The sequence below is a fragment of the Escherichia sp. KTE172 genome (assembly GCF_000408845.1).
Lineage (GTDB): Bacteria > Pseudomonadota > Gammaproteobacteria > Enterobacterales > Enterobacteriaceae > Escherichia > Escherichia coli.
Genome location: NZ_KE137316.1, coordinates 374269 through 400587 on the forward strand (window position 1 = coordinate 374269; position 26319 = coordinate 400587).

The following is a 26319-nucleotide window of genomic DNA, read 5'->3' on the forward strand; positions in this document are numbered from 1 at the left end:
TGACAGTGTCACGTTAAATGAAAACCCGCGAGTGCGGGCGGGAGAAAATTGTCAGATTTTCAGCGGTAACACGCTGCTAATCCAGCCAGGAATTTCTTCGGCGGGTAGGGGGCGGGAAAAGAAATATCCCTGAATAACGCGACAGTGAATCTTGCGTAGCATCTCAAATTGTTCTTTGGTTTCGACGCCTTCTGCCACGACGGTTAAATTGAGGCTTTGCCCAATGCTGGTAATGGCTTCAAGTAAGGCTCGGATGCGTTTTTCGGTCAGACAACGATCGACAAAGCTTTTGTCAATTTTGATTTCCGTTACCGGAAGACTGACTAAGCGGGATAAACCAGAAAAACCCGTGCCGAAATCATCGACAGATAAACCTACGCCCATATCGCGCAGGATCTGAATGCGCTTAAAGATTTCGGTATCGTGTTCCATCATCATGCTTTCCGTGATTTCCACCGTCAGCTGGTGGCCGTCAATACCCCAGGCTTGCATTGCATCAGACACCTGATTAGGCAGCTGATTACTGCGAAAGTGCAACGCCGACAAGTTAACGGATAACGCCGGGATATGAATATTCTGGCTACGCCATTCTGCTAACTGACGACAAGCTTCCGCGATGACCCAGCGTCCAATATTTTCGATTTCACCGATCTCTTCTGCGAGAGGAATAAACCGTGAAGGGGGCACATGACCATGCAGGGGATCGTGCCAGCGAGCAAGGGCTTCGATGCCGTAGAGCTCACCCGTTTCTGCGAAGATTTGCGGCTGGTAAACCAGTTTTAGTTGGTTATTGCTAATCGCTTCTTTCAGCGCCGCGCCTAAAACCAAACGCTCTTTTACCATTTCGTTCATCGCCGGGCTGAAGAACTGCCAGCCGTTACCGCCATTCTTGCGAATATAATCCATTGCATTGTGAGCAGTGGAGAGCAGGTAATCGCGGTTTTTACCCACGTCGTAGCTGATGCCAATGCTCAAGGTGAGCGGGAATGGTTTATCGTCAATCATTATCGGCTTGCTGACCACATTCCGTAGCTCATCGGCGATTTGGGTTATGTTACTGACGTCGTTTTCCAGGCTCACGAGGACAAACTGCGTACCTTCGATACGACAGAGATACTGATCCGGTTTGAGTTTTTCACGAAAGCGATTGACCACTTCCAGCAATGCCTGATCGGCCCACGCATAGCCAAGGCTATCAATCACATCCTGAATATGGTCAACACCGATGAGATACACCACCGGAGAGACGGCTTTGTCGACCAGGTCATCGAGGTAATTGTGCAGGTTATTGCGATTTGGCAGACCGGTCATCGGATCAAATTGGATGAGTTGTTCAATATGCTGACGGCTTTTTTCCTGTTCCAGCGCCAGCGCGGCCATATGCTGGCTGATATCTGCCACGCGTTCGATAAAGGCGCTGGTTTCTGCTCCTGACGAGGTTTTAATTTGCAGGATCCCCGCAGGCGCACCATCACGCTGACGAATGGTCGCTGACCAGCTTTGCGCATTTTGAACTTCTGCACCGTGCGAAGATGACGCCCAGTGTAGCGGCATCCCGTTGCGCAGCGCGAACAGCGAAACATGCGATTCGTTGAGTACAGATTCGATGTTACGACAAATAATTTCCCCCATTTCATGAAATGGCGGGCTGCTGCACATGGCGGCGAGAATATTGCCTTCAAGCTGGCGGATTTGCCGTTCTTCGGTGATATCCGAGAAAGTCATTACCAGGTTCTGCAGATGCGCGAGCACATCATAGACCGGGCTGATAGAGGCTTTAATCCAGATTTTTTCACCGGTGCGCGTCAACAGCAGAAATTCGTCCTGATCGCGGGCGGTTTTCCATAGCAACTGTTGTAAACGAATGCGGTTATCAGCAGGGAATTCTGGAATGTTCAGGAGTGTATCGGGCTGCATACCGCTGGCTTCGCTAATGCAGTAACCAAACATTTCGGTAAATGCACGATTGCACTGCACAATATGGCGTTCCGGATCGAGGACAATCACTGGTCGGTCGAGATGGTCAACGGCAATAATCAATTGTCGGGTCTGTTCTTTTTGCGCCATTTCTACGCTGGCATCCCGTACCAGCGCCAGGTAATAAACTTTCCCCTCGGCGCTCACTTTCGATAGCGCAAAACGGGTCCAGATTTTACTGCCGTCTTTTTTCTCCAGCTGCAGCTCCCGACTCATCCCCTCGACGCGCGCTTTACCGCCTTCACGGTTGTGACGGATGTATTCAGGATGCGCGGGACGCAAATCCCGCGGAATCAGCATATCAATGTTATTGCCAATAACTTCTTCACGTTTGTACCCCCAGAGCTTCTCTGCGGCGGGGTTGAAAAACATCACTTCATCATTTTCGTTAATTAACACCGCGCCCATCATATTTTGCTCAAGGGCGGGGAAAAAAATGCCATCGGCGGCATTATCCGCATCGGTTAGCTTCATGATTACCTCTGCATCCTGGCGCATCTAAAGACTGGCTTTCCAGAGTTCAACACGGTTTCTACCTCGTCTTTTGGCGATATACAGAGCTTCATCGGCTATTTGAATGAGGCGCTCATAGTCAGGATGACCATTAAACATGGCGGCACCGATGGAAAGTGAGAGGGCAATATCTTCGCCGTTTGCGGCTTTCAGTTTGGTTTTCTCCACCCGACTGCGAATACGTTCTGCGGTACGTAACGTTTCGTTTTCCGAAGCTTCAGTCAAAACAATGATAAATTCATCGCCCCCGTAGCGGAAAACATAATCACTACTGCGGACGTTGTCATAAAAGGCCTGAGAGATTTTACGCAGAATTTCATCGCCAGTGTTATGACCCCACGTATCGTTAATCTCTTTGAATTTATCAACGTCAATAATCAGCACTGACAGCGGTGTACCGGTCCGGTTGGCATGGGCAATTTCGCGTTTGAAGATCGTCGGCAGGAAACGGCGGTTAAGTAATTTCGTCAGTACATCCATACCGACTTCGTGGCGCGATACTTCTTCAAACAATTCACGCAGCAAGGTAATAATTTGCGATACGGTATTTCTTATCTGTAATAAAAATTTTACCCGTAAACTTCTGTTATTCAAATTCCTGGTGTTACGCATGGTTTGATTGAAAATACCGTCGAAATCCTGAATCAGACGGGAGATATGGCCCACTTCGGCTATGCCGCTAAAATAATGTCGACCTTTATGGTTAAACCACAGGCCAAAATCAGCCTGGCTTAAAGGCAAACTACTGCCTAAATCAGAATCCAGCAGGACTTTATAGATAATATCTATTTCCCATGAAAGTAATGAGGCTATTTGCCGCTCTTTTTCTTCTTCGGCATTTTCCAGTAACGAGAAGATACGATAGTTTTCATCTTCCTTTGAGGCACTACTGTCACTAAAGGTAAACGCGCGGGTCATCACTTCCATAGCGATATCAATACTGTTAATAGAGAAATGGTAGACCTGAAGTTTTTCTGCGGCGGAATAATCCGAAGAGAAGATGACTGGATAGAGGATTTTTTTCAGCACCCGAAACCCCATCTCGACAATTTCTACCGGAATTCCTATGCGGGCATGCACTTCCGCGACGGTATGCTGGATTTGTATTAGCCTTTCGACATCGTCAACCTGGGCAGAAAGCACGTTAATAATCCAGCGTTCCATCGCACTTTTCAACTGCCGCTCAACTTGTTCATTACTCAAGAATTCTTCGGCATGCGGGTCGATACGGACAATTCGGTAAAACTCAATACTCAGATAATGGGCATGCGCAACGGCAATTTCCGCGGCTTTAGCACGAATGAGCGGATCTGCTTGTTCGACAAGCCCGGTCCACTCATCTTTCATTCTTTTAAAATACATCTCCATAATTCACACCCTTATAAGGCTGGGAAAGCAGACGGAATCAAAACGAAACGCAACGTGCGAGGTCGACTAACTGCACCATATTCTCCTGAAATATGAAGATATACTGAAAACAAATAAGCGACTTAGGACAGTTTCAATCTACGCTACTGTTCTTCAGAAGAGTATAGCCCATCGTAATTATTTTTCGGTGACAGCGAATATCGTATGTTTTTTCATATTCATACATTTTTACTAGGGGATTTATGACTGTTTAACTAAGTGTGGTTAATTGCGTAGTTAATTTGACTTAAGTAAGCATGATTACTAGTGGGATATTTCAAGAGGGTAACAAGCCGGGGGGAAAGCACCGGCTTGTTACAAAGTAAGAATGGGAGTTTAACTGCCCCAACGACTTTGCAGATAGCTGACCGCTTGTTGAGTCTGTGGCTTATTCAGATAGTCCTCACGGAACAAGATTGTGCCGCTAATTTCTGGCACGGCATCGTTAAGATCGAGCTGCTTTTTCAGTTCCGGCACGCCGCCGTTAATCATCCAGTCTGGCTCTATCTTTGAAGGTTCACCCACTTTATAGAAGGCGATACCGATATACAGGCGGGTCCTGGTCGGTTTAACGACATCCGCCCACCATTTTGCCAAAACGTCATAACGTGCGGCACTCCGTGAGAACGGCCAGTAAATTTGGGGAGCAATGTAATCCAGCAATCCTTGTTCCACCCATCGACGGGTGTCAGCGTAGGATTCGTCATAGGCTGCCGCGCCTCGGGTATCGGAACCGAGCGGATCGTGTGATCGGTTACGCCACACGCCTGCCGGGCTAACGCCAAATTCGACTTCCGGCTTAATGCTTTTAATGGTGTGCGATACCTTCGCAATTAACTGCTGAGTATTGTTGCGCCGCCAGTCTGCTTTTGACGCAAATGCGCCTCCGTATTTGCGGTACGTTTCGTTATCATTTAGCCGTGAACCCGGTGACTCAGTATAGAAATAGTCGTCAAACTGCACGCCATCTACCGGATAGCGGGAAACCACTTCCGCGACTATTGATGTGATCCAGTCCTGAACTTCAGGGATGCCCGGGTCGAGGACAAAGCGATCGCCGGACGTTCTGATCCAGTCGCGGTGTTGCACATAGACGCTCGCTGGTTGTTGAGCCAGAGTGCTATTCAGTTCCCTGATAGTACCGGGCTTCGTATTAACCGATACGCGATAGGGGTTAAACCATGCGTGTACTTTCATCCCACGCTTGTGGGCTTCGTCGAGCATGAATTGCAGCGGATCGTAACCCGGATTTTCACCAATCTTACCGGTCATAAGATCGGACCACGGCAAAATTTTCGATGGCCACAGGGCGGTACCGTCTGGCTTGACCTGGAAAAAGACCGTGTTTATGCCGAGACGTTGCAGATGATCCAGTTTGTCGATCATCGCCTGTTGTTGTACACGGGCCCGGCTGGTGGTGTTACTAATGTTAACCGAGGAAACCGGTGGCCAGTCGAGGCGAGACACCGTGGCCAGCCAGATGCCACGCATCGGTTGTGACGATTGTTGCGTCGTGGCTGGTGGCTTTGAACCCGCTGGTGGTGTCACCATGGACTCTGGAGGCGTGCTTTTACAACTACACAGTAAAAGTGCCAGTGCAACCAGTATCGCTGGTCTTCTAATCGCTAATTTCTCGTTTCGGGAGCAGATATCCATATGTGCTGGTTTCCGGTAAACAGATGTGCGCTCATTCTCGTACTTATCCCGGTTAAGTCAATACGACAGCAAGCACGAAAAAGGGAGCGATGAATTATCGCTCCCTTATCTTATAACCATTCAGACATGGTTAGTGTTTCTTGTCATTCATCACAATATAGTGTGGTGAACGTGCACGCGGGTGCAGGAAGAAGTGACCTTTTGGTGCGTTCTTACTGTTGATTGGCTCCAGAGTGACGCCAGTATTCGCTTTGCCTTTACGATCATGAACAGCATAGAGAATAAAGGGCAGGGCAAGTACCACCAGGAAACTAACGACCAGTAATTCAACATACATATCGGTAGAGTCACCCTGGATGTTATCCGGCGGCAGGAAGGAAACAATAAACGCCATAATTGAAGTCAGCAGACCGACAACAGCCACGACCAGTTTCACCCCTTTACCACCAGGGATATTAAATGTGCGTTTTAAGTCAGGATGTTTAAGAACCAACACAATGTAGCCAATAAACAGCATGAAATAAGCACACAGATAAATCACCACCGTCAGCGCCAGTGCGATCAGGAAGGACATGTTGTTACCGCCACCGGTATTGGTGAGGATGATCAACGCGATAGAAGTAATCACCAGCTGCGAAATGACCAGCGTTACCGGTACGCCATTTTTGTTCATTTTAGCGAATGCCGCTGGCAGCAGGTTTTTCTGCGCTGTGACATACATCCCGCGAGAAGGACCAACAATCCAGGAGGCGATTTCCGCCAGAACACCCAGCAACAGCAGTGCGGAGATCACGCGAACCGTCCACTCAATTTCCGGTGCCACATGGGACATCAGAACGGTAAAGGTTTGCATTACACCTGCGGAGAGGTTGATTTCATTACCCGGAATGACCATCGCAATAGACAAACCGCCAACAGAGCTTAAGCAGATTGCCGCCACCATCAGCAGTAACATAGCCAGTGGATAGTCGCGCCCTGGATTGCTCATTTCATTGACGTGGGTTGCGGAAGCTTCAACGCCCATATAACTCAAAATGAAGGCAACAAATACAACCAGGGTGCCCACTTTAGAGAAGTCAGGGAAGAAGGTCTTCGCATCCATTTCGATAGCAACGGGGGCACCGGAGTGCAGATAAATAGCCGCTAATGCGATCAAAATAAATGCAGGTAACAGGATACCGGCGAAGAAGCCAACTTTAGCAATTCGCGCCGTGTATTTCGTGCCACCAAACTGCGTTAATGCCAGCGCCCAAAGAATGATGAGTGCTGCAATAGTTTTGGTAATAGGGTCTTCATTCAGCGCTGGCCATTTCAGGATGTAGGAGAGTGCCCCTAACACGAAATAGAGCATCGGAATAAAACCAATGGCGATTTGCAGATAGCCAAATGAGATCGCTGCAAATCCCCACCTCGGCCCCAGAGTATTTGATACCCAGGCGAAGACACCACCTTCTTCCCAGCCGTCGACGGTGGCCATTTCCGCAGCACAAAGTCCCACGGGAATAAACCATAAAATCCCGCCTAATAGCAGGAAGAAGACTAATGAAAAGCCCGATGTTGCGAAGGTAGGGTATTCATAAACAGCCATTACCATCGATGCCGTTATGGCAAAGAATCCGAGTAATGTGAGCTGCTTAGCTTTACCTGTCTGTACTGATGTAGCCATATTATCCCCCTAAAACGGTATTCCTGTCGGAACCGCACCTGTTTTGTTCTGAAGCGTATTCAGAACAATATTTTCCGTTGCTAATGCCAGTGAACAGACTTTGGAAATTGTCCCGAAACGGGTTCGTTTCGGGACACCGTTACCGTTAAACGTTATCAGGTATGTTTAAAGCTGTTCTGCTGGGCAATACCCTGCAGTTTCGGGTGATCGCTGAGATATTTCAGGGAGGCTTTGTAGTCTTCCAGCAACAGTTCAGCAAAGTCCATTTCGAAGCCGCGACGACACATAATGCGCATCACCACGATGTCGGTGGCTTCACCGCCGAGAGTGAAGGCCGGAACCTGCCAGCCGCGCAGACGCAGACGTTCAGAGAGGTCGTACAGGGTGTATCCCGGATCTTCACCCTCTTTCAGTTTGAAGCAAACCGCCGGGATGCCTTCGTCCGGGCGACCGGTACAGATGAACTCATACGGCCCCAGTTTGGCGATTTCATCCGCCAGATAGGCAGCGACCTGGTAGGAAGCATTCTGTACTTTGGTATAGCCTTCACGACCGAGGCGCAGGAATTCATAGTACTGTGCAATTACCTGACCCGCCGGGCGGGAGAAGTTGATGGCGAAAGTCCCAATCTGACCACCGAGGTAGTCAACGTTGAACACCAGTTCCTGCGGCAGCGCTTCTTCATCACGCCAGATAACCCAGCCGCAGCCCAGCGGAGCCAGACCGAATTTATGGCCTGAAGCACTGATCGATTTCACACGCGGCAGGCGGAAGTCCCAGACGATATCCGGGGCAACGAACGGTGCCAGGAAGCCACCGCTGGCAGCGTCGATGTGCATGTCGATGTCGATACCGGTGTCGGCCTGGAATTTATCCAGCGCATCGTGCAGCGGCTGCGGGAACTCATAGTTACCGGTGTAGGTCACGCCAAAAGTCGGCACCACACCGATGGTGTTTTCGTCGCAGGCTTCAATCATGCGTTTCGGGTCCATAAACAACTGACCGGGGCGCATAGGGATCTCACGCAGCTCCACATCCCAGTAGCGGGCGAATTTATGCCAGCAGATTTGCACCGGACCGCACACCAGGTTTGGTTTGTTGGTCGGTTTGCCTGCAGCTTCCATACGCTTGCGCCAACGCCATTTCATCGCCATCCCGCCGAGCATACAGGCCTCGGAAGAACCAATGGTGTTGGTGCCAACGGCCTGACCATTTTTCGGCGCAGGCGCATGCCACAGATCGGCAACCATGTTTACGCAACGCAGGTCGATGGCTGCAGATTGCGGATATTCTTCTTTGTCGATCCAGTTTTTGTTAATGGATAAATCCATCAACTTATGGACATTTTCGTCGTCCCAGGTCTGGCAGAAAGTGGCCAGGTTCTGACGAGCGTTGCCATCAAGATATAATTCGTCATTGATAATCTGGAATGCGACATCATCGCGCATTTCGTGCAGCGGAAATCGTTTTGATTCTGCGATAGTGGAAATAGACTTCGCACCAAAACGTGAATCGAGTAGTTCCGACCTTAAATCCGTTACTTGCTTCTTATCCATTTTAAACTCCTTAAAATGATTGGATCGCATTAAAAAAGTAGGATTTATCGATAAAGTAAGCAAGTGCAAAGGACTCGGGTTTAAATAACAAAATCCTAATGTTATTTATCGTGAAATATTACGAGAATAATGTTTTTTCATTAAAAAACAATGCAATAGAGAATTTTTTGGTGGTGGTAAAGTGTTTTATGTTGTTATTTTTATGCGCTTTCTACGCCTCCTGAATTATCACGTAAAAATCAGTCCTTAAAATATCACTATTAGTACTTGGTTATTATTTTGAACGCATTTATAAAATTATTACATAAAAATAGCGAATATTGCTAAAATCCCCCGCCAACGAGGTGTTGACGGGGCTGTTATTATTTTGGCAATAATACTCCGGTATAGGTATTCACCGGATGAGAAAGATATTGTTTAACGGCAGTGTTAACATTCTCTACCGTCATTTGTTTCAACAATTGCTCCTGCTCAGTCCATGCTGCAGGATCGTCATATTGAATAAGACTATTTACAATGGTGTTCGCTAATTGTTGAACGCTACGCTGTTGGATATCGAGGCTGCGCTGAACGTTTTGCTGGTATTCGTTCAGTTCTTGCTCACTGATCCCTTTAGCCAGACGCTTAACCATCACTTCATTCGCTAACGTTAACAGTTCATCATGTCGTTCCGGTTGACAAGTAAAAGCCAGCAAATGACTGATATCTTTGGCCTGAGGATCAACCGAGAGGCGAGAAGAAACGCTGTATGCCCCAGAGGCCTGTTCACGAATATTAATGCGTAGATCTTTTGCCAGTGCGACGTTAAAAGCATCGAGCGCCATACGCATCGCCAGATTAACCGGTGTCCGGGAATCATAACGCTTCCACTGTGAAACCTGTGCCACAGGTTCATTTTGTTCTTTTACAGTAACCGATGCGTTGTCCGTCGCGCGAGTTAATGGTTTACCTGCGGCTAATGGCGAATCAGAGTGTTTGATTGATCCTAAGTAACGCGTAATTAACGCCACGAGTTTGTCTTCTGCGACATTACCGACAATGACAAACGTGATATCCGCTGGAGATGAAAACAACTTGCGATCGGCAGCCAGCGCATCTGCGGCAGTAAACTGTGCAATCTGATTTTCTTGCAGTAATTTCGTGCGGTCATCAGCATAGCGCGTCTCATACATCTGCTGGGCGAATTTCTCCGCTGGACGCTGGTCGAGTGTTTTCAACGCCTGAATTTGAGCATTTTGTAGCGATGCCCAAATATTATCGTTAATCGTGCTGTGGGTGATTCGCTGGTTAATCAACTGAAAACCAGGTTCAGGGTTATTAGCCCGCGCGCTAACGGAGAGCAACGTATTCATGCCACTGACTTTACTGCTCATGGTTACCGAGTTTTCCGCACTCCAGCGTTTCAGGCTGGAAGAGGAGAGTTCACCAACGCCGCTTCCGCTTACTGCTTTATTTGCCAGCGCGATAAGTGATTTTTGCTGCGCAGGGAAACTTAAATCGCCTTTATTCGATACGGCAGTAATTTGTAGCTTTTGCTCTTCACCCGCGGATTTTGCCAGAATAACCCTGGCACCATTGGAAAGTGTTAATGATGTCAGATTCTCAGCCAGCGTTTCTTTGCTGCTAATTTCCGCCTGTGGGTCAGCGTCTACTGTTAACGATAAATTTCTGCCTGGGAAGATGTAAGCCGCCAGCTTTTTGTTGGCGTACTCTTTTTCCAGCGCCAGGATAGCCGCAGGAGACAATGCTTTTTTGGCAGCAACCTCATTGTTTACCATTTGCTCCCAAAATGCATCCTGGTTCTTTCTTAACTGCTGCCATTTTTCCGCCAGACTTTGCACGGTAATTTGCTGCCACAGACGTTTCGAAAGTTGATATGTCTCTTCCGGCGACAAGAACGGCGTATTATTTAATGAGCTGGATGCCAGGCGACTGGTCAGCATACGTAAATCACGTTCAGCTTGCTGATCAACCGCATTTTTCAGCCAGGTGAGGCGGGTAGATTTGACATCATCGAGTTCTTCAGCAGAAAAACCATGCTGATCAATAGTTGCCAACTCTGCCATTAATGCATTCGCAGCATCCTGCATATTATCGTCTCGTGCATTTACACGGAAAAACAGCGACTGATAATCGGGTGCAATTTTAACGCTGCGCGCAGTGCCGCCAGAAATAGTCTTCAACTCGCCCGACTGTATGCGTTCCTGCAGACGCTGATTGAACAGCTGAACCAACATGCTCCATTCAGCTTGTTCGATAAAGCTTTGCTCATCGCTCACTTGCACCATTGGCAGGCGATAATAGAGTGCGATGCCGTTCACCCGGTTTTCTTTATCCTTAATGATATTAAAGCGCAGGTGGTTTTCGGCTTTTGTCGGCCAGACGCGATTTTCAGCTGCTTTGTTAGCCGGAAGCTTACTTAAATTGTCCTTTATCAGCGCCAGCGCTTCTTTACTGTCGATATCGCCGACCACGATAAAGGTCATATTATTTGGTTGATACCAGCGTTGATAAAATTGGCGCAATTGTGCCGGTGTGACCGTAGCGACAGTATCCATCAGGCCGATAGGTTCACGGTCTAAATTACGGGTATTAGCCAGCAGGAAAGGGCGGCGCGCCTGAGAGGTGCGCCATTTCGCATCCTGATGGGCACGCCATTCCTCAGTAATTACGCCACGTTCAGCGTCTACTTCGAGTTTTTCAAAGGTTGCGGCATTACTCCATTCACTGAAGATTGCCATCACTTGTTGCAGATTTTGTTTCTGCGTAGTCGGCAAACTCACCTGATACACCGTTTCGTCATAGCTGGTATAGGCATTAACATCGCGACCAAAACGCAGGCCCATTGACTCAAATGTTTCGATGACTTTATTACCCGGCCATGTTTTTGTGCCGTTAAACATCATATGTTCTACAAAATGAGCCACGCCGCGCTCATTGTCCTCTTCCTGCAATGAACCGGTATGAATTTGCAGCCATAAATTTACCTGATCCTTTGGTTGAGCATGCGGATAAATCATATATCGCAAGCCATTGTCCAGTTGCCCGGTAATTAACTTTTCATCCTGCGGTAAGGCGGCGGCAATCAGTCGCCCGGGGAGCAACAGAGTTGCCACTAACGTCAGTAAGAAACAGAGGTTTCTCATAATTATCTCCATGCGAAAACCGGGCAAATTTACCCGGTTAAGTAAAATCCGAACTATTAAAATTTCATGCTGACATCAAGCCAGAAAGTACGGCCACTGGCGTAGGTCGCCACACCGGTATTCGTTGTATCAACCGCGGTTTTGCTATCCAGTACATTGAGAATATCGGCACTGATCGTCAGGTTTTGTTGTTTCAGAAATTGTGGCGTCCAGGACAAGCGGGTGTCCCAGGTCAGGCTGCTATCCAGTTTTTCGTCAACATACTGCTTGTAATCTGAATATTCGCTGATGTATTGCGCATTCGTCTTACCCAGGATAATGCGAGCTTTACGCGCTTCTTGCCAGGTCAGCGTATTCGCCCACACCAACCCGCTCGGTTGATGCGTGAAATCCATGTTTAAGGAGATCTTTAGTGGATTATTAAAATCCGCCACTGGAACGCTATCGTAAGAGACCAGATTACCGTTATAAACCACCCGGTTATCACCGGTATTGCTCTCCTCATAACCATTGTTTAACGACAAGTTGCCCTTGCTCTTGATATAGCTAAAGACAATTTGCGGGTTAATATCTACCTGGCTGATATGCAGGGGTTCGGCCAGTTCAAAACTGAGGTTGAACGAATGCGTTTTGGTTTTGCCGTCGTTGTTATATTCAGTAATGGTGGTTTTAGTCGCGCTGTCGGTACGACTGCTTTTACTGATTTGATCATGCGCTTCACGATAAACATAGTTTGCACGCGCAATAACGTTCTTACCGATTTTCTGCTGCAACCCCATTGCCAGTTCATCGTTATAAGGCGTTTTCAAATCCTGATAACGCGTCAGGGTTTTATTGCCTGATACCGATTCCGTCCAGCTATTGCGGATATCACGTAATCCCATATCAAGAATATTCCCGCCATAGTAACGGTTATAACCTGCGGTAATCATTGAGGTTTGATCAGCAAAAATATCCCATTCCGTCATAAATCGCGGGGAGATATTGTGGTTTGACAGATAGTTGTCATAGTCATACCGCACACCGGGCATTAACGACACATTCCGCCAGCTAATGCGATCCGCCATATACAGCGTGTAGTTGTCAATTCCCAGACTGCCTTTACCTTTATGGTAAATGGTATGGTTAGTTTTCTTTCCTGCAGCATTAATCACATAGGATTCAGACTGGTTATGGCGTTCAGTCCAAGCATCGGAATAGATGTATTCCGCGCCGAAGTAGGGTTGATGCGAAACATTACCCACGGCGAATTTTTGCCAGTCCAGGCGTGTTTTGAAGGTGTAATTGGCTTTGTTGAATAAATCAGATTTCGGGTAAGTCTCCCCCGTAGCGGGTTGTGTTTTCAGGCAATACGCACGCTTTCAGGCATACCTGCTTTCGTCATTTTGTTCAGCGCTCGTACCAGGGCCATAGCCTCTGCAACCTGACCATCGTAGTCACGCAGTGTCAGTGAACCTCCGAACAGCTGTTTTACCCGGTACATCGCCGTTTCCGCTATCGAGCGACGGTTATAATCTGTTGTCCATTTCCACCGCGCATTACTCCCGGTCAGCCGCTGATTCGCAACAGCACGGTTACGGTCTGCATATTCACCGGGCCAGTAACCCGCGCCTTTTCGGGGCGGGATAAGCGCGCTGATTTTCTTACGCCGCAGTTCATCGTGACAGAGCCGGGTGTCGTAAGCGCCGTCTGCCGATGCTGCCCTGATTTTTCTGTGAGTCTGCCGGATAAGACCCGGGAAGGCTTCTGAGTCCGTCACATTGTTCAGCGACAGGTCTGCACAGATGATTTCATGTGTTTTGCTGTCAACTGCCAGATGCAACTTTCGCCATATACGACGGCGTTCTTTGCCGTGTTTTTTGACTTTCCATTCGCCTTCACCAAAGACCTTCAGCCCGGTGGAATCAATCACCAGATGCGCGATTTCACCTCGGGTGAACGTTTTGAAACTGACATTAACCGACTTTGCGCGCTTGCTGACACTGGTGTAATCCGGGCAGCGCAACGGAACATTCATCAGTGTAAAAATGGAATCAATAAAACCCTGTGCAGCCCGCAGGGTCAACCTGAACACGCGTTTAATGACCAGAACGGTGGTGATGGCGAGATCAGAATAGCGCTGAGGTCTTCCCCGTGATGAAGGCGTTGCCGACTCATACCAGGCCTGAATAGCTTCATCATCCAGCCAGAAAGTTATGGAGCCACGGTTGATGAGGGCTTTATTGTAGGTGGGCCAGTTGGTGATTTTGAACTTTTGCTTTGCCACGGAACGGTCTGCGTTGTCGGGAAGATGCGTGATCTGATCCTTCAACTCAGCAAAAGTTCGATTTATTCAACAAAGCCGCTAATGCCCTGACGCATGCCACGTAAGCCAGAATTTTCGCAAGGGAAGATGATGATGACGAAACACCCAACAGGAATTTATGTCGGGTGCTTTGTTAAGGTCATAAGACGGAGGCTAAGACTGGAGCAAAGAAGGAGCGTTATTAATTATTCTCCATTTGTTTTGCAACATCCATAATGTGGTAAAGCGGTACTCTGTTCTTGGCTAACTCCACCATGGCGTTCATATAAGGTACCATGGTTGAAAAAAGGATTTTATAACCTTCGCAAAAATAGGAAACAGTCTCATTGTTTACTTTAGTAATACGATGCTTAGGGCAACCGCCATTGCAGATAGGTTTATATGCACATTGCTGACATTTCGCTGAAATCCGTTTTTTTTGCGCTGTCAGTTGTACACTGTTCATCGTTTTAAGTTCAGATTTATTAATGTTTCCAATTTTGTACTGTGGATAGACAAAATGGTCGCATTCGTAAATGTCTCCATTACTTTCAACAACCAGATTATCCTTGCAGGACTCCTGGAAAATACAACTGGTATGCCCATTCCCCAAAAAACGGCTGACAAAACTTTCAAACTGACGGATGAAAATTTCACCCACATCGTTTTTAACCCATTGCATAAAAATGGTCGACATAAACTTGCCATAAGCCGTAGGAGGCACAGAAAAATCAATGATACGGAATGTGTTCTCACTATGACCACTGAAATCAATATTCGGCGTCCCGGTTTCGAGCAATTCGATAAATTGCATATGTTTACTGCCGATAGATTTTAAAAAATGATAAACCTCAAGAGGGTAATGGACATTAACGTTATTAATGACGGTTAACGTATTAAACTCTACTTGATATGATTTCAGACGCTCGATGGCTGCTATCACTTTTGCAAAAGTACCGTTACCAGAATTACTGCGTCTGTAACGGTCATGTAGCTCCTGGGGTCCATCGATCGAGATACCAACCAGAAACTCATGTTCTTTGAGAAAGGCACACCATTCATTATTCAATAAAATGCCATTCGTTTGTAATGCATTAAAAATACGTTTTTGGCCTGCATAGCGTTGTTGATAGTGAATAACTTTACGGAAAAAATCCAGACCAGCCAGAGTGGGTTCACCGCCTTGCCACGTAAAATAGACCTGATTGCCAGACGCTGCGATATATTGTTTGATGAACTCTTTCAGAGTGCTGTCATCCATCCATTTTTCATGAGTAAACTGCGACTCTTTTTCAAGGTAAAAACAGTAATCACATTTGAGATTACATTGAAAACTGGAGGGCTTGGCTGTAACGTGCATCGCTATCTCGCTCAATAAGGCGGCGGAAAAATCCGCCGCATGAAGGTTTAGTTATTTCGCTTCGCTTAGTGCTTTCTTGATATTGTTAAACTTCTCCTGATTTACCTCGCTAAGCGGTGGCTGGCTGCTGTCGATAAACTCTCTTACCACGCCTTGCATCTCTTTAACGACCTGTGGATTGGCGGCGGCAAGGTTATCTTTTTGCTGTAGATCCGTCAGTTTGTATAGACCTAACTGATTGTTTTCTACTGTATAGACAAGCGAATAATCGTTATTTCTCACCGTATAAGAGAATTGGCTTAAGTCCTCGGTATTGGGGTTATGCGGGTAATCGTCTGACTGATGGCGGACAAATTTGTGGTAATTATCCCAGAATGGAATATTTTCCTCGTCAAACCAGTGAGAATAAGAGGTTATCCAGGTCAGATTTTTATGTGGCTCGCCTTGTTTCTTATCTTGCAACCACGGCAGCAAGGAAACGCCATCCAGCTTAAGGTCTTTTGGAATGCTGATATCGGCTGCATCAAGAGCTGTCGGGTAGAAATCCATTGCGGAAATCAGCTTGTCATAATTACCTGGTTGAAGTTTTCCTTTCCACCACATAAACATTGGGGTGTGAGTACCGCCAGGATAAGTCTGACTCTTATAGCCTTTTTGCGCCCCGTTCAGCGGCAGAGGACCATCGATAACCGCACCATTATCGGAGGTAAAGAGAATAATAGTATTGTCATACTGTCCGTTTTTCTTCAGTTGTTCGAGAATGCGTTTTACACCCTGATCAACAGAATAAACGGAAGCGTAGTAGTTATCTGCTGTTTGACTACCGGTATTAAATTGCTTCTGATATTGCTCCGGTGCAGGATTATCATTTGGCAGGTGCGGAGCATTATAAGCCAGGTAAAGCATAAAAGGCTGGTCAAGTGTTTTGGCACGATCAACAACGCCAATTGCCTCATCGGTTAACTGATCGCTGATATAACCTTTTGCGGGGACGCGTTCACGATTTTTGAACAGTGAAGGGGAGTTGTAATATGCCGTTCCTGCAGCGTGGAATCCCATAAAGTAATCAAAGCCACGGTTTTGAGGTTGCCATTCTTCCGCAGAAAATGTGGTGAAGTTGTCATGATAGTCACGCGTTTGTTTATCTTCCGGTACTGGCACATTACTGATTTTTGACAAGTGCCATTTACCTACTGCTGCAGTGTAATAACCATGATTCTGGAATAATTCAGGCAAGAAAGTTTCTGTTAGCGGAATACCATCCTGAGCATCGGTATTGGAATAGACACCAAAGCGGGCGGGCGCTCGACCGGTCATTATTGCGGCGCGGGAGGGGCCGGAAACACCGTGCGCCACATAGCCGTTAGTAAAACGTACGCCTTCATCCATTAATGAAAGGAGCGTCGGCGTTGATTTTTGCGCAGCTTCAATGGCTTTATCTATCCCTATTTTGTAGGTATCGACAACTTCACGATTTTCCATTGTTTTTGGGTCAAAAGATTCCTTATCAAAAGGAAGTTGTCCATAACCAAGATCATCCATGGTCAGTACGATAATATTTGGCTTTCCTTTGGTACTGTATTCAGTCGGCGTAAAGTCTGAGAAAGCAACGTTTGTTTTGGTTGCTTTCAGCTTTACATCATCTGCCGCATGAGCAGCAAATGCAGCCATACCAGATGCCAGTATCAAAGATATCGAGGTACTTACGACACTTTTCTTTAATGCAGACTTCATAAATGTTCCTCTTCTTATTGTACTTAATTCCAAAGTAATTTTACGAAGAGAAATAAGTGAATGTAAGTGAAGTTAGTCACATAAAGAGATAGCAGATTTAGCTAAAAAAAGGGAAATAACAGTCCATGAAGCGTTGACATTACTTTCTATTCTACTAAGTAATTTCTCGACGATAAACAACTAATCTATTGATATTTAATAAATTATTGTATTTTACTGACAAAATGCCGAATTGAGATCATAAATAATCATGCAACAGGTTATGCAAATGCATAAATATGTGATGAATGTCACTTATTTATTTCAATAAATATATCGCCTAAAAACAACGCGGGGCAGGGAATGGCTGCCCCATTTTAATTTTTACGTAGGGTGCGTGGTTGACTACTCGTTAGCAAATAATCAAATAGCTAAAGCATTCATCGTGTTGCCCTTATTCATACCCGTGTGCCTTTGACAACGGTACTCCTTAGAAACTCTCTTTGGACTGTTGCCAAAATGTTTGCGGAACGCATAAATAAAATAAGATGTACTCGCATAACCACATTGTTCGGCAATTTTATTGACTGAACCTTCTACGCGTATCAAATTTTTTGCGTGCTGCATTCTGGCATCTAAAAGAATCTGTGAGAATGTCGTTTGCTCTTGCTTTAGTTTTTTCTTCAACAGGCTTTCACTGATGTACAGGCAGTCACAAATATCTTTCAGCTTCCATGGGTGCGCCAGCTTCATGTTGACAATATTTCTCACTTTCCCGGAAACGGATAGCACACCGTTAGTTAATAGTGTAATGAAACCTTTGCATGTGGCAAAAATAGACAGGCAAGAAAAAAGCAAAAGTTCTGAAAAATTATGATGATTGCGTTCTTCCGAGTTGAGATAAGCAATCATTTCATTAAGCAATCCAGTCGGTACATTTGAAGCACGTAAAAACTTCGCAGGAACAGGCACCGTCACTGTCTGGATGTTAGTGCATTGTAGATATTTTTTAATGGTATTTTCATTAAATCCGATTTCTTTGAAATGCCGCTCATAAGGTTCAAAATGCGTACGAACAGCGTTATCTACCATCAGGATCTCGCCGTCAGAGAAGGCGTAATCTTTATCTAAAATGTTAGCGTTGAAGGCATGATGAATAAATATAACAGAACAAACGAGCGACATTTTATCTCCTTAAAACAATAAAGTTTTTATCGATACTTTTTTAACATTTCATATTTATAATTTGCTGTTTATTTTCAGTCTTGCAAACTATTGATAATGAAATGTGTAAGATCCCTTGCAATGCGCCCCATTTCTGAAATACCCAGCTGATCAATTGCCGAAAAAATGGCTATCAATGTAAGGGTCAGTAATAAGACAACCACAATTACAGACATGATCCCTTTATAGTTGTCTCTTTGCGTGATTTTATTTTTCACTATGGTCGCATGCATTTCAAATGTGTTTATTAAACGAATGACGTTAATCATCGTTAATCAGTATGCTTAATATAACAGGCTGGAGAATAGAGGAAATAGGACTGGCGCTTCAGTACTGAGCGGAGTTTCTTACAGCTGTAGGCGGAGGTATATATCTTATAACGAGCAGTTTAATTTAGCACATGTGAGTAAATTGCGCGACAATGGTCAATGAGGAATTCTTCTGCTGTGCGGATGACAGCAGAAGAAATGAGGAGGCGAATTAATTTGATGGTTCTAATTCAACCGGAATACTTTTATAGCCAGGAATGCCACTTAATGGATCGTGGTTATCAAGTGTTAGCATGTGATTCGATTCTGGAAAATAGGTCACCAGTGAGCGGTCAGCCATAGGGTAAATGACCACTTTTAATCTATCCATGCGGCGTGAGCTTCGCTTACCGTCTGGCGTAAGCGCAATAAGATTAACTCTTTCGCCGTTTTTTACACGGCAAATTTTAGCTTGTTTAGCACTCATAAAGACCACATCTCGTTGACCGAATACCCCTCGATAGCGATCATCCATACCATAAATCGTCGTGTTGTACTGATCGTGACTGCGTACTGTCGCCATGACTAGCTTACTGTTAAACGCTGAAGAGGGATCTTCTAACAGCCCTTTACTGGTAATGAAATTAGCCTTACCTGACGGCGTCATCCAGCGCCTTTCAGCAGCTGCGTTTATCAGGTGAAAACCTCCAGGATGTCGGATGCGCTGGTTATAGTCGGCGAACTCTGGCAGCACAGCTTCAATGTCATTGCGAATGCGATCATAATCTTCCACCAGATACTCCCAGGCTACCACGCTCTGGGGTAGTGCCGCCTGCGCGATACCCGCGACCACTGCACACTCTGATTTCAGCATTACACCGGCGGGTTTTAACACGCCACGCGAGGCATGAATCATCGACATTGAATCCTCAACGGTTACCGCCTGCGCACCGCTTTTTTGCATGTCAATCTCGCTACGTCCCAGAACCGGCAGAATATAGCTATGCCGTGCGGTCAGCAGATGAGAGCGGTTAAGCTTAGTGGCTACGTGTACCGTCAGATCTAATTGTGTTAACGGTACAGCGCTTGCTTCCCGATCTGGCATTGCCAGTGCAAAGTTGCCCCCCATGCAGATCAATGCTCGAGCCTGCCCCGTACATATTGCTTGCATGCTGGCAATTGCTGCATGTCCAGGTGCATGAGGTGGGGTGAAACCATAGCGCTCACCCAGGCGAGCCAGAAACTCTGCAGACGGTTTCTCGGTGATACCGACGGTTCGGTCGCCCTGTACATTAGAGTGACCTCGTAGTGGGCAGATACCCGCACCAGGCTTGCCAATGTTACCTTTCATCAACAGCAGATTGACCAGTTGCTGTACATTCTGGGTACCATGTTCGTGCTGAGTGATCCCCATTCCGTAACAGATAATGGTGCGTTCGGCAGCGGCATATGCATCAGCCAGTTCGGCGATTTGAGTCTGACTTAGTCCAGAAATACGCTCGATATCTTTCCACTCGGAATTGAGAACGTCACGGCGTAGCTCGTCAAAGCCGACGGTATGCGTTTGAATAAATTCGTCATCCAGCAATGAGGGCCGACCTGCGGCGCTTGCAGCATCATCGCGCTCAATTAACAGGCGCATCATCCCCTTGAGCAACGCCATATCACCACCAATGCGCACGTTGTAGTAGGCACTGGCCAACTGAGTCTCAGAGTTCGTCAGCATTTCAAACGGGTTTTGCGGTGCGGTAAATCGCTCCAGGCCACGTTCCTGTAGAGGATTGATGGCGATCATTTTCGCTCCCCGTTTCACTAAAGCGCGCAACGAAGTCAACATGCGAGGGTGGTTTGTACCAGGGTTATGCCCAATGCAAATGACTAAATCGCATTTCTCAAAGTCTTCCAGCAACACGGTCCCTTTACCTACACCGATACTCGCTGCCAAACCCACACTGGTCGGTTCATGGCACATGTTGGAGCAGTCGGGGAAGTTATTGCTCCCGTATTCACGAGCAAAAAGCTGATAAAGAAAGGCAGCTTCATTGGAAGTGCGGCCCGAAGTATAGAATTCAACCTGATTGGGATCACTATAGCTTTGAAGGCGTTCGCCAATTTCGTCGAAAGCTTGTTGCCAGCTTAATGGCTTGTAACAGTCGCTGACGGCATCATATTTCAAAGGCTGGGTGAGACGCCCCGCAGCCTCAAGCTCGTGATCTCCCCAGTTAAGTAATGATTGAACCGTATTCTCAGCAAAGAAAGAGGCATTTACCTGCTTATCCGTGACTTCCCAGGCGATTGCTTTTGCGCCGTTTTCACAAATGTCGAATGACGCACTGTGCTTAGGATCTGGCCATGCACATCCCGGACAGTCAAAGCCCTCTGGCTTATTCATGTCAAACATGGCAATAACATCCTGGCGTATATCCATCTGCTTACGTACTGCATTCGCTACGGATTTAACAGCACCCCAACCACCGGCAGCTCCCTGGTAGGATTCAATTTTTTTCTTCATTTGCTTATCCTGTGTGGAAATGAATTATTAGGATTTGTAATAGCGATGATGCACAGTATATACAAAGGGATTATCGTCAACATGGATATATAAGAGTAGGGGACTACTCTCTTTCTATTTTAATCTATTATCGTTAAACAAAAGATTAAATACGATAAATTAAGCATCATCTCTCATAGTGTTTAAATTAACATATTTTTCAATATAAAAAATAAGACTCTGGCTTCAATTGTGCGCGGATTTTCTTACAGATGTAGGATAATAGCCTTCACAAAATAATTATCCGCGCAATCTTCGTGAATGGAGCGCATAGACCAATGTCAAAATCACAATTATTCATAGATAAAAGTGACACCAATGACTGACTGGACGGTTCCGGCTGCAACCTTGTTTCCTGTTTGTCCATAGGTTGCGCTTAAACCCAGAGGTACTTTGCTTTTATTTACTGTCCCCAGGGAGACGTTTTCTCCCGTAGCCAGTATTTTTCCATTACGCATCAGAGAGACACCCACTCCCGATGCTTTTGTTGCATCTGGTGCTGTGTTAGCAAACACTTGTCTGGCACTGTCAGTGGTAGCACCCGAAAGATAAAATGAGAGCTTTTGTTCACTTGAGCAATATACGCCAAGGGGTATTTCTGCGCTTCCAGGAAAGTCCGGGAGATTCACGTTGACATTACGACTATCAACGGTGCAGCCGCCTGTTGGCATAACAACACTGTTATTTGAAATAATATTCCACGTAAAATTACGCGGATTTCCACTTCCTAACGTGGCAATTTTATACATATGAATACGGGCAATAACTTCCCCGGCTTTTATGACAACTCCACCGGCCGCACCGACTGGGGTAATATAGAGTTTTAACGGTAATGGCATCGGTGTCTTATCACCAATATCTAATACATTAGTATTTGTCGTCAACGGGAAGGGGTAGGTCACATTATTCCAGTACAGCGATCCTTTATATGACTGTAGAGAGCCTGCGAAAGCTGAGCCTTGTACCAGGTTTATATGATCAGTGTCGTACCAGCCGCCGTAATCATTCCAGCAACTTATATGCTGAGACAAGTCTACAACCAGATTCTGGCCCGGTTGTATTACAGGGTCGAGATTAACATAAACAGAGGTTGTACCTGCTCCAATACTTGACCCGCCATCGACATTACAACTGAAGGCAAAAACTTTGCCTGCCATTAATAGAAGATAAATACCGAACAGAAGCTTCATACTTATTGTTTTACCCATGATATATCCTAAGGTTAAAAAATTGATTTAAAAAGAGGCTAAGAAAATCGAATCGACGTTATTGCCAGGTGTAGATCACATTGATTAGCGCCTCGATCGTTCCCTGGCTTGCGTTTCCATTCACCGTGATAGCTCTTGCCTTAAGTGGAAACTGTGCATTACGAGTGATCTCATCAACAATAACCGTTTTGCTATCGCCATTTTTTAACGTCGCATCCTGGTCATCCCTTAGCTCTATCTGAATATTTTCGGCAGTACCTTCATTTTTGTAATAACCCGTATTGTCAGTTGAACCTGTCACGATTGCCGTCACTGCACTTGTTTCAACCGGACAATCGGTTAATGACAAAGTAATATTGTGCCAGCCTGATGCAGAACCAGGTTGTTGCAGATTGCGCGTATAAAGATCCCCGAGATTAACGTTAGCTTCTTTGGTTTGAATAGTGCAGGGTTTAGCGACTACCCGACCATTAACAGTGATAGTGACATCGGCGGCCTGGAGAGTTGCTGTGAATAACGCGCAAAACGTAGCTAACAGGAACCTCTTGTGAAGTCTTTTCATATCTGACTCTGATTATTGAAATTCAAGGGTAAAGGTTGCCGAAGCCCTCACCAGTCCCGGATTGACGGACTTCTGAGTTGACTTCAGACGAGCGGAGTAAGGCAAAATATTGTTCTGTTCTGGTACCAGTGGGATCCACTGCATCCCGGCATGAAGGTCATTCAATTTCACCGGACGCATATTTCCGTCCAGTATTTCTATACCCAAACCGGAGGCCGTATTGCTTCCTTCATCCAGTTTCAACAGAGTATTATTTTCTGCATCCTCAATCCCGTTAAATGCAACCCGAACCCCCGTTGTCCCTTTACTGCATTCACTTAACGTAATCTGAAAAGGGACGGCTGGACTTGTGCTACCGGTCGTTGGAAATTGTCTGGCACTGTTTTTTTGGAGATCTACGGTAAAATTAAGCGAATCCGATGAGACTGTGCAGCCATAATCGAGGACGCGCCCGCTAATTTTAATAACGCTATCTGCGGATAAAGCAGAATAGGTGGTTAACCCCAGACATAAACCGAGGAAAATAATGTTATTGTATTTCATAATCTATTGTTCCTTAGCGACAGATTGCTGTCTGCTGGTTCAGTAAGGTACCAGGAGAAACTTCAGGAAGCTTGTACTCGACAATACAGTTTGAGTTTTTATCTTTGCCCCATGAAACCTGTAATTTCCCTGACTGTGGAAGTCCAGTCAGATAAACCTGACCGTTTTCCGCGACAATGCTGCCATTTTTATTCTTTCCGTGAGTGACAATTGCACCGAATGGAACGCTCTTATTACCGTACTTCAACGTCATTAATACTTTCCCGCCGATTTGTGCATTAAATGTTGCTCTGGCAATAGCACCGTGAGTTGGGATGACAGTGACCACGGTTTCATCCAGTTCAACATTATCTGCAAGGGAATTCGCGTTAAGAGCGACACGATTTTCTCTATATTCTGTCGCAAATGGTAATATGGCATAGCCACGCCAGTCGGTATGAATACCGGTCTGGTTCTCTATTTTGACATTATCAGCGCCAGGAGCCTTAACCAGAACCATTGTGTCGCCCAGCGGCTGTCCAAAGGTGATGCCATCAGCATGAGCAATAATGCCACCACTCATTCCGTAATAAATCTGGCTGCTGTCACCACTCCGACTGTAACCGACATTCGTATTACCGTAAGCTCCACGATAATTAAGAGAACTGTAACCACTGGTGCCAGACGATGTATTACCCCCGTGGGTGTTACCGACCTGAACACTATAATTCAGGTTATTATCCGGCAGCAGAGTGCCATAAACTCCCGATAGATTGGTCATGCCGCCTTTCAAATCGTTTGACATACTGTAACTGGCGTTTGAATTACGAAATGCCGACTGACTGTCTGTACGCATCCAATGACTGAAGGGAACATTAAGCGTAAAAGCAAGTAAATGATCCCGATCGTTTTGCCATATATTATTGGAATAGCTGTAATTCAGCGAAGTCGTAATATCACCAAACGGCACATTTAATCCAAATGATATTTGCTGGTCGCTGCGTGACGTGTTCCAGTAACTTTGGCGACTGGCACTAAAAAATGTCGTACCGTAATTTCCAAGCTGCTGAGAGATGCTTATTTGTTCCTGACCACGCTTACTGTAGAACAGATTAAAATAATCAATAAATTGTGTCTGCTCGTTGCTGTCTCCGGTAGGAGGCTTGACGGTGTAACCACTCATTCGACTGTAGGCACTGTCGGATAAGTTATAAAAACCTTGCGTAGAATAGCGATATCCTGCGACCTGGATATTGGTTCCCGTCTGGTAGAAGGATTTGCTGTAGACGGATTTAATCGATTGCCCGCTGTGACGGGTGCCATCTGCAAGTGTCGTATTGGCCTGCGTGATATCGAAAGAAAAGGCACCAAAAAGTCCTAAATCTTTACCAATACCAAGGTTGAAGGCCTGATAATCTTCTGCAATTTGCATTCCGCCATAAGGTGTCCAGTTTCCTTCCAGTCCATGCATCAAGCTACCTTGTATGAACTTGGGGGAGCTTTGCAGGTTATTTCCACTACGATATTCCCCCATGGCAAGCGCATAACGCGTATATCCAGCACGTTGGAGAACCGGAACAGACGAATAAGGAACATATAATGTCTGAATACTGCCGTCTGCCTCTTTTATGGTTACTTGCAGATCACCACCATTGGCCGCAGAGTTGATATCATCAATAGTAAAAGGGCCGGGTGGGACAGTAGTCTGATAAACATCGTATCCATTCTGTTTTACACTCACTTGTGCGGTGCCGCGGGCAATACCATGAATCACCGGAGCGAAACCATGTTGGCTATCGGGCAACATCGCTTCTGTTGAATTTATTTTGAGGCCACGAAAGTTCACACTATCAAAAATATCGCCATCGGTATAACTATCACCTACCGTTAAGCGTGAGCGTAAGGGAATAATGTCACGTTCAGCCGACGTATTGATATGCTGCCATTTATTGCTGTCAGATGAATTGCTACTCCCACTGTTATAACTCCACGTTGAGTTATCGCGCAGTCGCCAACTACCAATGTTGATGCCACTCTGTAAATTCAAATATGCATAGTTGGATTTTCCTGCATTATGGTTACTACGATTATTAATAGAATTACCATTAAAACTATAGTTTAGAAGCCCAGCATTTATTCCTTCTTCCCACAGATCAGGAGAAACATAGCCGCGAGCCATTCTGCCAACATAAATTTGCGGAACGGAGAGTGACAGATGTTGCTGACCAACATCAAACTCAGTTGATGCGTCGGCCAAACGATCCTGAAGTGGTGTGCATGCGCTGTTGTCCGGCACATGTTTTTCTGCCGAATGTTCTTTATTGTCTAATAACGCTGATTTTTTTATGCCAAGACTGACTAGAAGATCTGTACTCAGGCATGGGATGAGATCTGCGTTATTATCATCTGCAATAAAAGTAATATCCCGACTAGTAATAAATTCGTCGTTCAAATAAATGTCGACCCGATATGTACCAGGTGGTGCCTCGCGTCCCTTAGTAAAGGCGGATAAATCGACAGATTCAGCAAGATCATTGCTTAAAAACCGTGGATTAAAATAATACTCTGCGTCAACGGGAAATACCGCAGTTGCTAAGCCAAGGGCAATGGTAAGCCGTGCAAAGCGAGGCAGTAGTAACACCTGATGCATACGATATGCCTTAAATGCGGCACGAAAGGCTGTCATTATTAATTCCGATTGAGTTTATTATTAATTAGGTCACTGG

17 protein-coding genes and 1 pseudogene are annotated in these 26319 nt (G+C 45.9%); 1 reads left to right on the forward strand and 17 read right to left on the reverse strand.

The features are described 5' to 3' along the window. Positions 1-51: 51 nt before the first annotated feature. From dosP to G434_RS21760, 8 genes and pseudogenes are all read right to left on the reverse strand, one after another. The gene (dosP, locus tag G434_RS21795) at positions 52-2451 is read right to left on the reverse strand and encodes an oxygen-sensing cyclic-di-GMP phosphodiesterase DosP (RefSeq protein WP_001513298.1); all 2400 of its coding nucleotides are present in this window, start codon (positions 2449-2451) and stop codon (positions 52-54) included. A 24-nt stretch (positions 2452-2475) separates the two neighbouring features. Further along, a complete protein-coding gene (dosC, locus tag G434_RS21790; protein ID WP_000426278.1) occupies positions 2476-3858 on the reverse strand; it encodes a diguanylate cyclase DosC in 1383 nt (460 codons plus the stop codon). A gap of 375 nt (positions 3859-4233) precedes the next feature. Then, on the reverse strand, positions 4234-5553 hold the full coding sequence (locus G434_RS21785; RefSeq protein ID WP_000350363.1) for a family 10 glycosylhydrolase: 1320 nt from the start codon (positions 5551-5553) through the stop codon (positions 4234-4236). A gap of 130 nt (positions 5554-5683) precedes the next feature. Further along, positions 5684-7219 (reverse strand): acid resistance gamma-aminobutyrate antiporter GadC, encoded by a 1536-nt coding sequence (gene gadC, locus G434_RS21780; protein ID WP_000246013.1) that lies wholly within the window; start codon positions 7217-7219, stop codon positions 5684-5686. A gap of 155 nt (positions 7220-7374) precedes the next feature. Continuing rightward, complete coding sequence (locus G434_RS21775) at positions 7375-8775, reverse strand: glutamate decarboxylase (protein WP_001532368.1); 1401 nt, start codon at positions 8773-8775, stop codon at positions 7375-7377. Positions 8776-9137: 362 nt separating this feature from the next. After that, on the reverse strand, positions 9138-11921 hold the full coding sequence (locus G434_RS21770; protein WP_001376860.1) for a M16 family metallopeptidase: 2784 nt from the start codon (positions 11919-11921) through the stop codon (positions 9138-9140). Positions 11922-11977: 56 nt separating this feature from the next. After that, positions 11978-13207: pseudogene (locus G434_RS21765) on the reverse strand (TonB-dependent receptor); the annotation flags it as partial. A 56-nt stretch (positions 13208-13263) separates the two neighbouring features. Continuing rightward, on the reverse strand, positions 13264-14232 hold the full coding sequence (locus G434_RS21760; protein WP_073970534.1) for an IS5 family transposase: 969 nt from the start codon (positions 14230-14232) through the stop codon (positions 13264-13266). Between the two features lie 87 nt (positions 14233-14319). Here G434_RS21760 and G434_RS29590 point away from each other — a divergent pair, with 87 nt between their 5' ends. Then, positions 14320-14442: a hypothetical protein gene (locus tag G434_RS29590; protein WP_122134692.1), complete on the forward strand. Its 123-nt coding sequence runs from the start codon at positions 14320-14322 to the stop codon at positions 14440-14442. On the opposite strand, the gene G434_RS21755 is transcribed toward G434_RS29590, so the two are convergent. The 9 genes from G434_RS21755 to G434_RS21715 all read right to left on the reverse strand — a co-directional run bounded on the left by G434_RS21755 (position 14408) and on the right by G434_RS21715 (position 26279). Beyond that, complete coding sequence (locus G434_RS21755; RefSeq protein ID WP_001299007.1) at positions 14408-15565, reverse strand: anaerobic sulfatase maturase; 1158 nt, start codon at positions 15563-15565, stop codon at positions 14408-14410. The genes G434_RS29590 and G434_RS21755 overlap by 35 nt on opposite strands. A gap of 51 nt (positions 15566-15616) precedes the next feature. After that, positions 15617-17299, reverse strand: a complete 1683-nt coding sequence (locus tag G434_RS21750) for a sulfatase-like hydrolase/transferase (protein ID WP_001306050.1) — start codon at positions 17297-17299, stop codon at positions 15617-15619. Positions 17300-17701: 402 nt separating this feature from the next. Next, a complete protein-coding gene (gene ydeO / locus G434_RS21745) occupies positions 17702-18463 on the reverse strand; it encodes an acid stress response transcriptional regulator YdeO (protein ID WP_000060481.1) in 762 nt (253 codons plus the stop codon). Between the two features lie 74 nt (positions 18464-18537). Then, a complete protein-coding gene (gene safA / locus G434_RS21740; protein WP_001309504.1) occupies positions 18538-18735 on the reverse strand; it encodes a two-component system connector SafA in 198 nt (65 codons plus the stop codon). Positions 18736-18982: 247 nt separating this feature from the next. Continuing rightward, positions 18983-21262, reverse strand: a complete 2280-nt coding sequence (gene ydeP, locus G434_RS21735; RefSeq protein ID WP_000726672.1) for an acid resistance putative oxidoreductase YdeP — start codon at positions 21260-21262, stop codon at positions 18983-18985. Between the two features lie 332 nt (positions 21263-21594). Continuing rightward, positions 21595-22509: a fimbrial protein gene (locus tag G434_RS21730; protein ID WP_000520696.1), complete on the reverse strand. Its 915-nt coding sequence runs from the start codon at positions 22507-22509 to the stop codon at positions 21595-21597. A gap of 58 nt (positions 22510-22567) precedes the next feature. Then, positions 22568-23071 carry a type 1 fimbrial minor subunit FimG gene (locus G434_RS21725; protein WP_000825458.1) on the reverse strand — a complete coding sequence of 168 codons (504 nt, stop codon included), beginning with the start codon at positions 23069-23071 and terminating at the stop codon, positions 22568-22570. A 12-nt stretch (positions 23072-23083) separates the two neighbouring features. Then, on the reverse strand, positions 23084-23614 hold the full coding sequence (locus tag G434_RS21720; RefSeq protein WP_000876770.1) for a type 1 fimbrial adaptor subunit FimF: 531 nt from the start codon (positions 23612-23614) through the stop codon (positions 23084-23086). A 13-nt stretch (positions 23615-23627) separates the two neighbouring features. After that, positions 23628-26279, reverse strand: a complete 2652-nt coding sequence (locus tag G434_RS21715; protein ID WP_001310032.1) for a fimbria/pilus outer membrane usher protein — start codon at positions 26277-26279, stop codon at positions 23628-23630. Between the last annotated feature and the right edge of the window lie 40 nt (positions 26280-26319).

What these genes read in the sequence shown, in the direction of transcription:
- G434_RS29590 (WP_122134692.1), top strand. Translation starts at nt 14,320, where the DNA reads ATGACGAAACACCCAACAGGAATTTATGTCGGGTGCTTTGTTAAGGTC.
- G434_RS21770 (WP_001376860.1), bottom strand. Translation starts at nt 11,921, where the DNA reads ATGAGAAACCTCTGTTTCTTACTGACGTTAGTGGCAACTCTGTTGCTC.
- ydeO (WP_000060481.1), bottom strand. Translation starts at nt 18,463, where the DNA reads ATGTCGCTCGTTTGTTCTGTTATATTTATTCATCATGCCTTCAACGCT.
- G434_RS21775 (WP_001532368.1), bottom strand. Translation starts at nt 8,775, where the DNA reads ATGGATAAGAAGCAAGTAACGGATTTAAGGTCGGAACTACTCGATTCA.
- dosP (WP_001513298.1), bottom strand. Translation starts at nt 2,451, where the DNA reads ATGAAGCTAACCGATGCGGATAATGCCGCCGATGGCATTTTTTTCCCC.
- G434_RS21785 (WP_000350363.1), bottom strand. Translation starts at nt 5,553, where the DNA reads ATGGATATCTGCTCCCGAAACGAGAAATTAGCGATTAGAAGACCAGCG.
- ydeP (WP_000726672.1), bottom strand. Translation starts at nt 21,262, where the DNA reads ATGAAGAAAAAAATTGAATCCTACCAGGGAGCTGCCGGTGGTTGGGGT.
- G434_RS21730 (WP_000520696.1), bottom strand. Translation starts at nt 22,509, where the DNA reads ATGGGTAAAACAATAAGTATGAAGCTTCTGTTCGGTATTTATCTTCTA.
- G434_RS21755 (WP_001299007.1), bottom strand. Translation starts at nt 15,565, where the DNA reads ATGCACGTTACAGCCAAGCCCTCCAGTTTTCAATGTAATCTCAAATGT.
- dosC (WP_000426278.1), bottom strand. Translation starts at nt 3,858, where the DNA reads ATGGAGATGTATTTTAAAAGAATGAAAGATGAGTGGACCGGGCTTGTC.
- gadC (WP_000246013.1), bottom strand. Translation starts at nt 7,219, where the DNA reads ATGGCTACATCAGTACAGACAGGTAAAGCTAAGCAGCTCACATTACTC.
- safA (WP_001309504.1), bottom strand. Translation starts at nt 18,735, where the DNA reads ATGCATGCGACCATAGTGAAAAATAAAATCACGCAAAGAGACAACTAT.
- G434_RS21715 (WP_001310032.1), bottom strand. Translation starts at nt 26,279, where the DNA reads ATGACAGCCTTTCGTGCCGCATTTAAGGCATATCGTATGCATCAGGTG.
- G434_RS21725 (WP_000825458.1), bottom strand. Translation starts at nt 23,071, where the DNA reads ATGAAAAGACTTCACAAGAGGTTCCTGTTAGCTACGTTTTGCGCGTTA.
- G434_RS21720 (WP_000876770.1), bottom strand. Translation starts at nt 23,614, where the DNA reads ATGAAATACAATAACATTATTTTCCTCGGTTTATGTCTGGGGTTAACC.
- G434_RS21750 (WP_001306050.1), bottom strand. Translation starts at nt 17,299, where the DNA reads ATGAAGTCTGCATTAAAGAAAAGTGTCGTAAGTACCTCGATATCTTTG.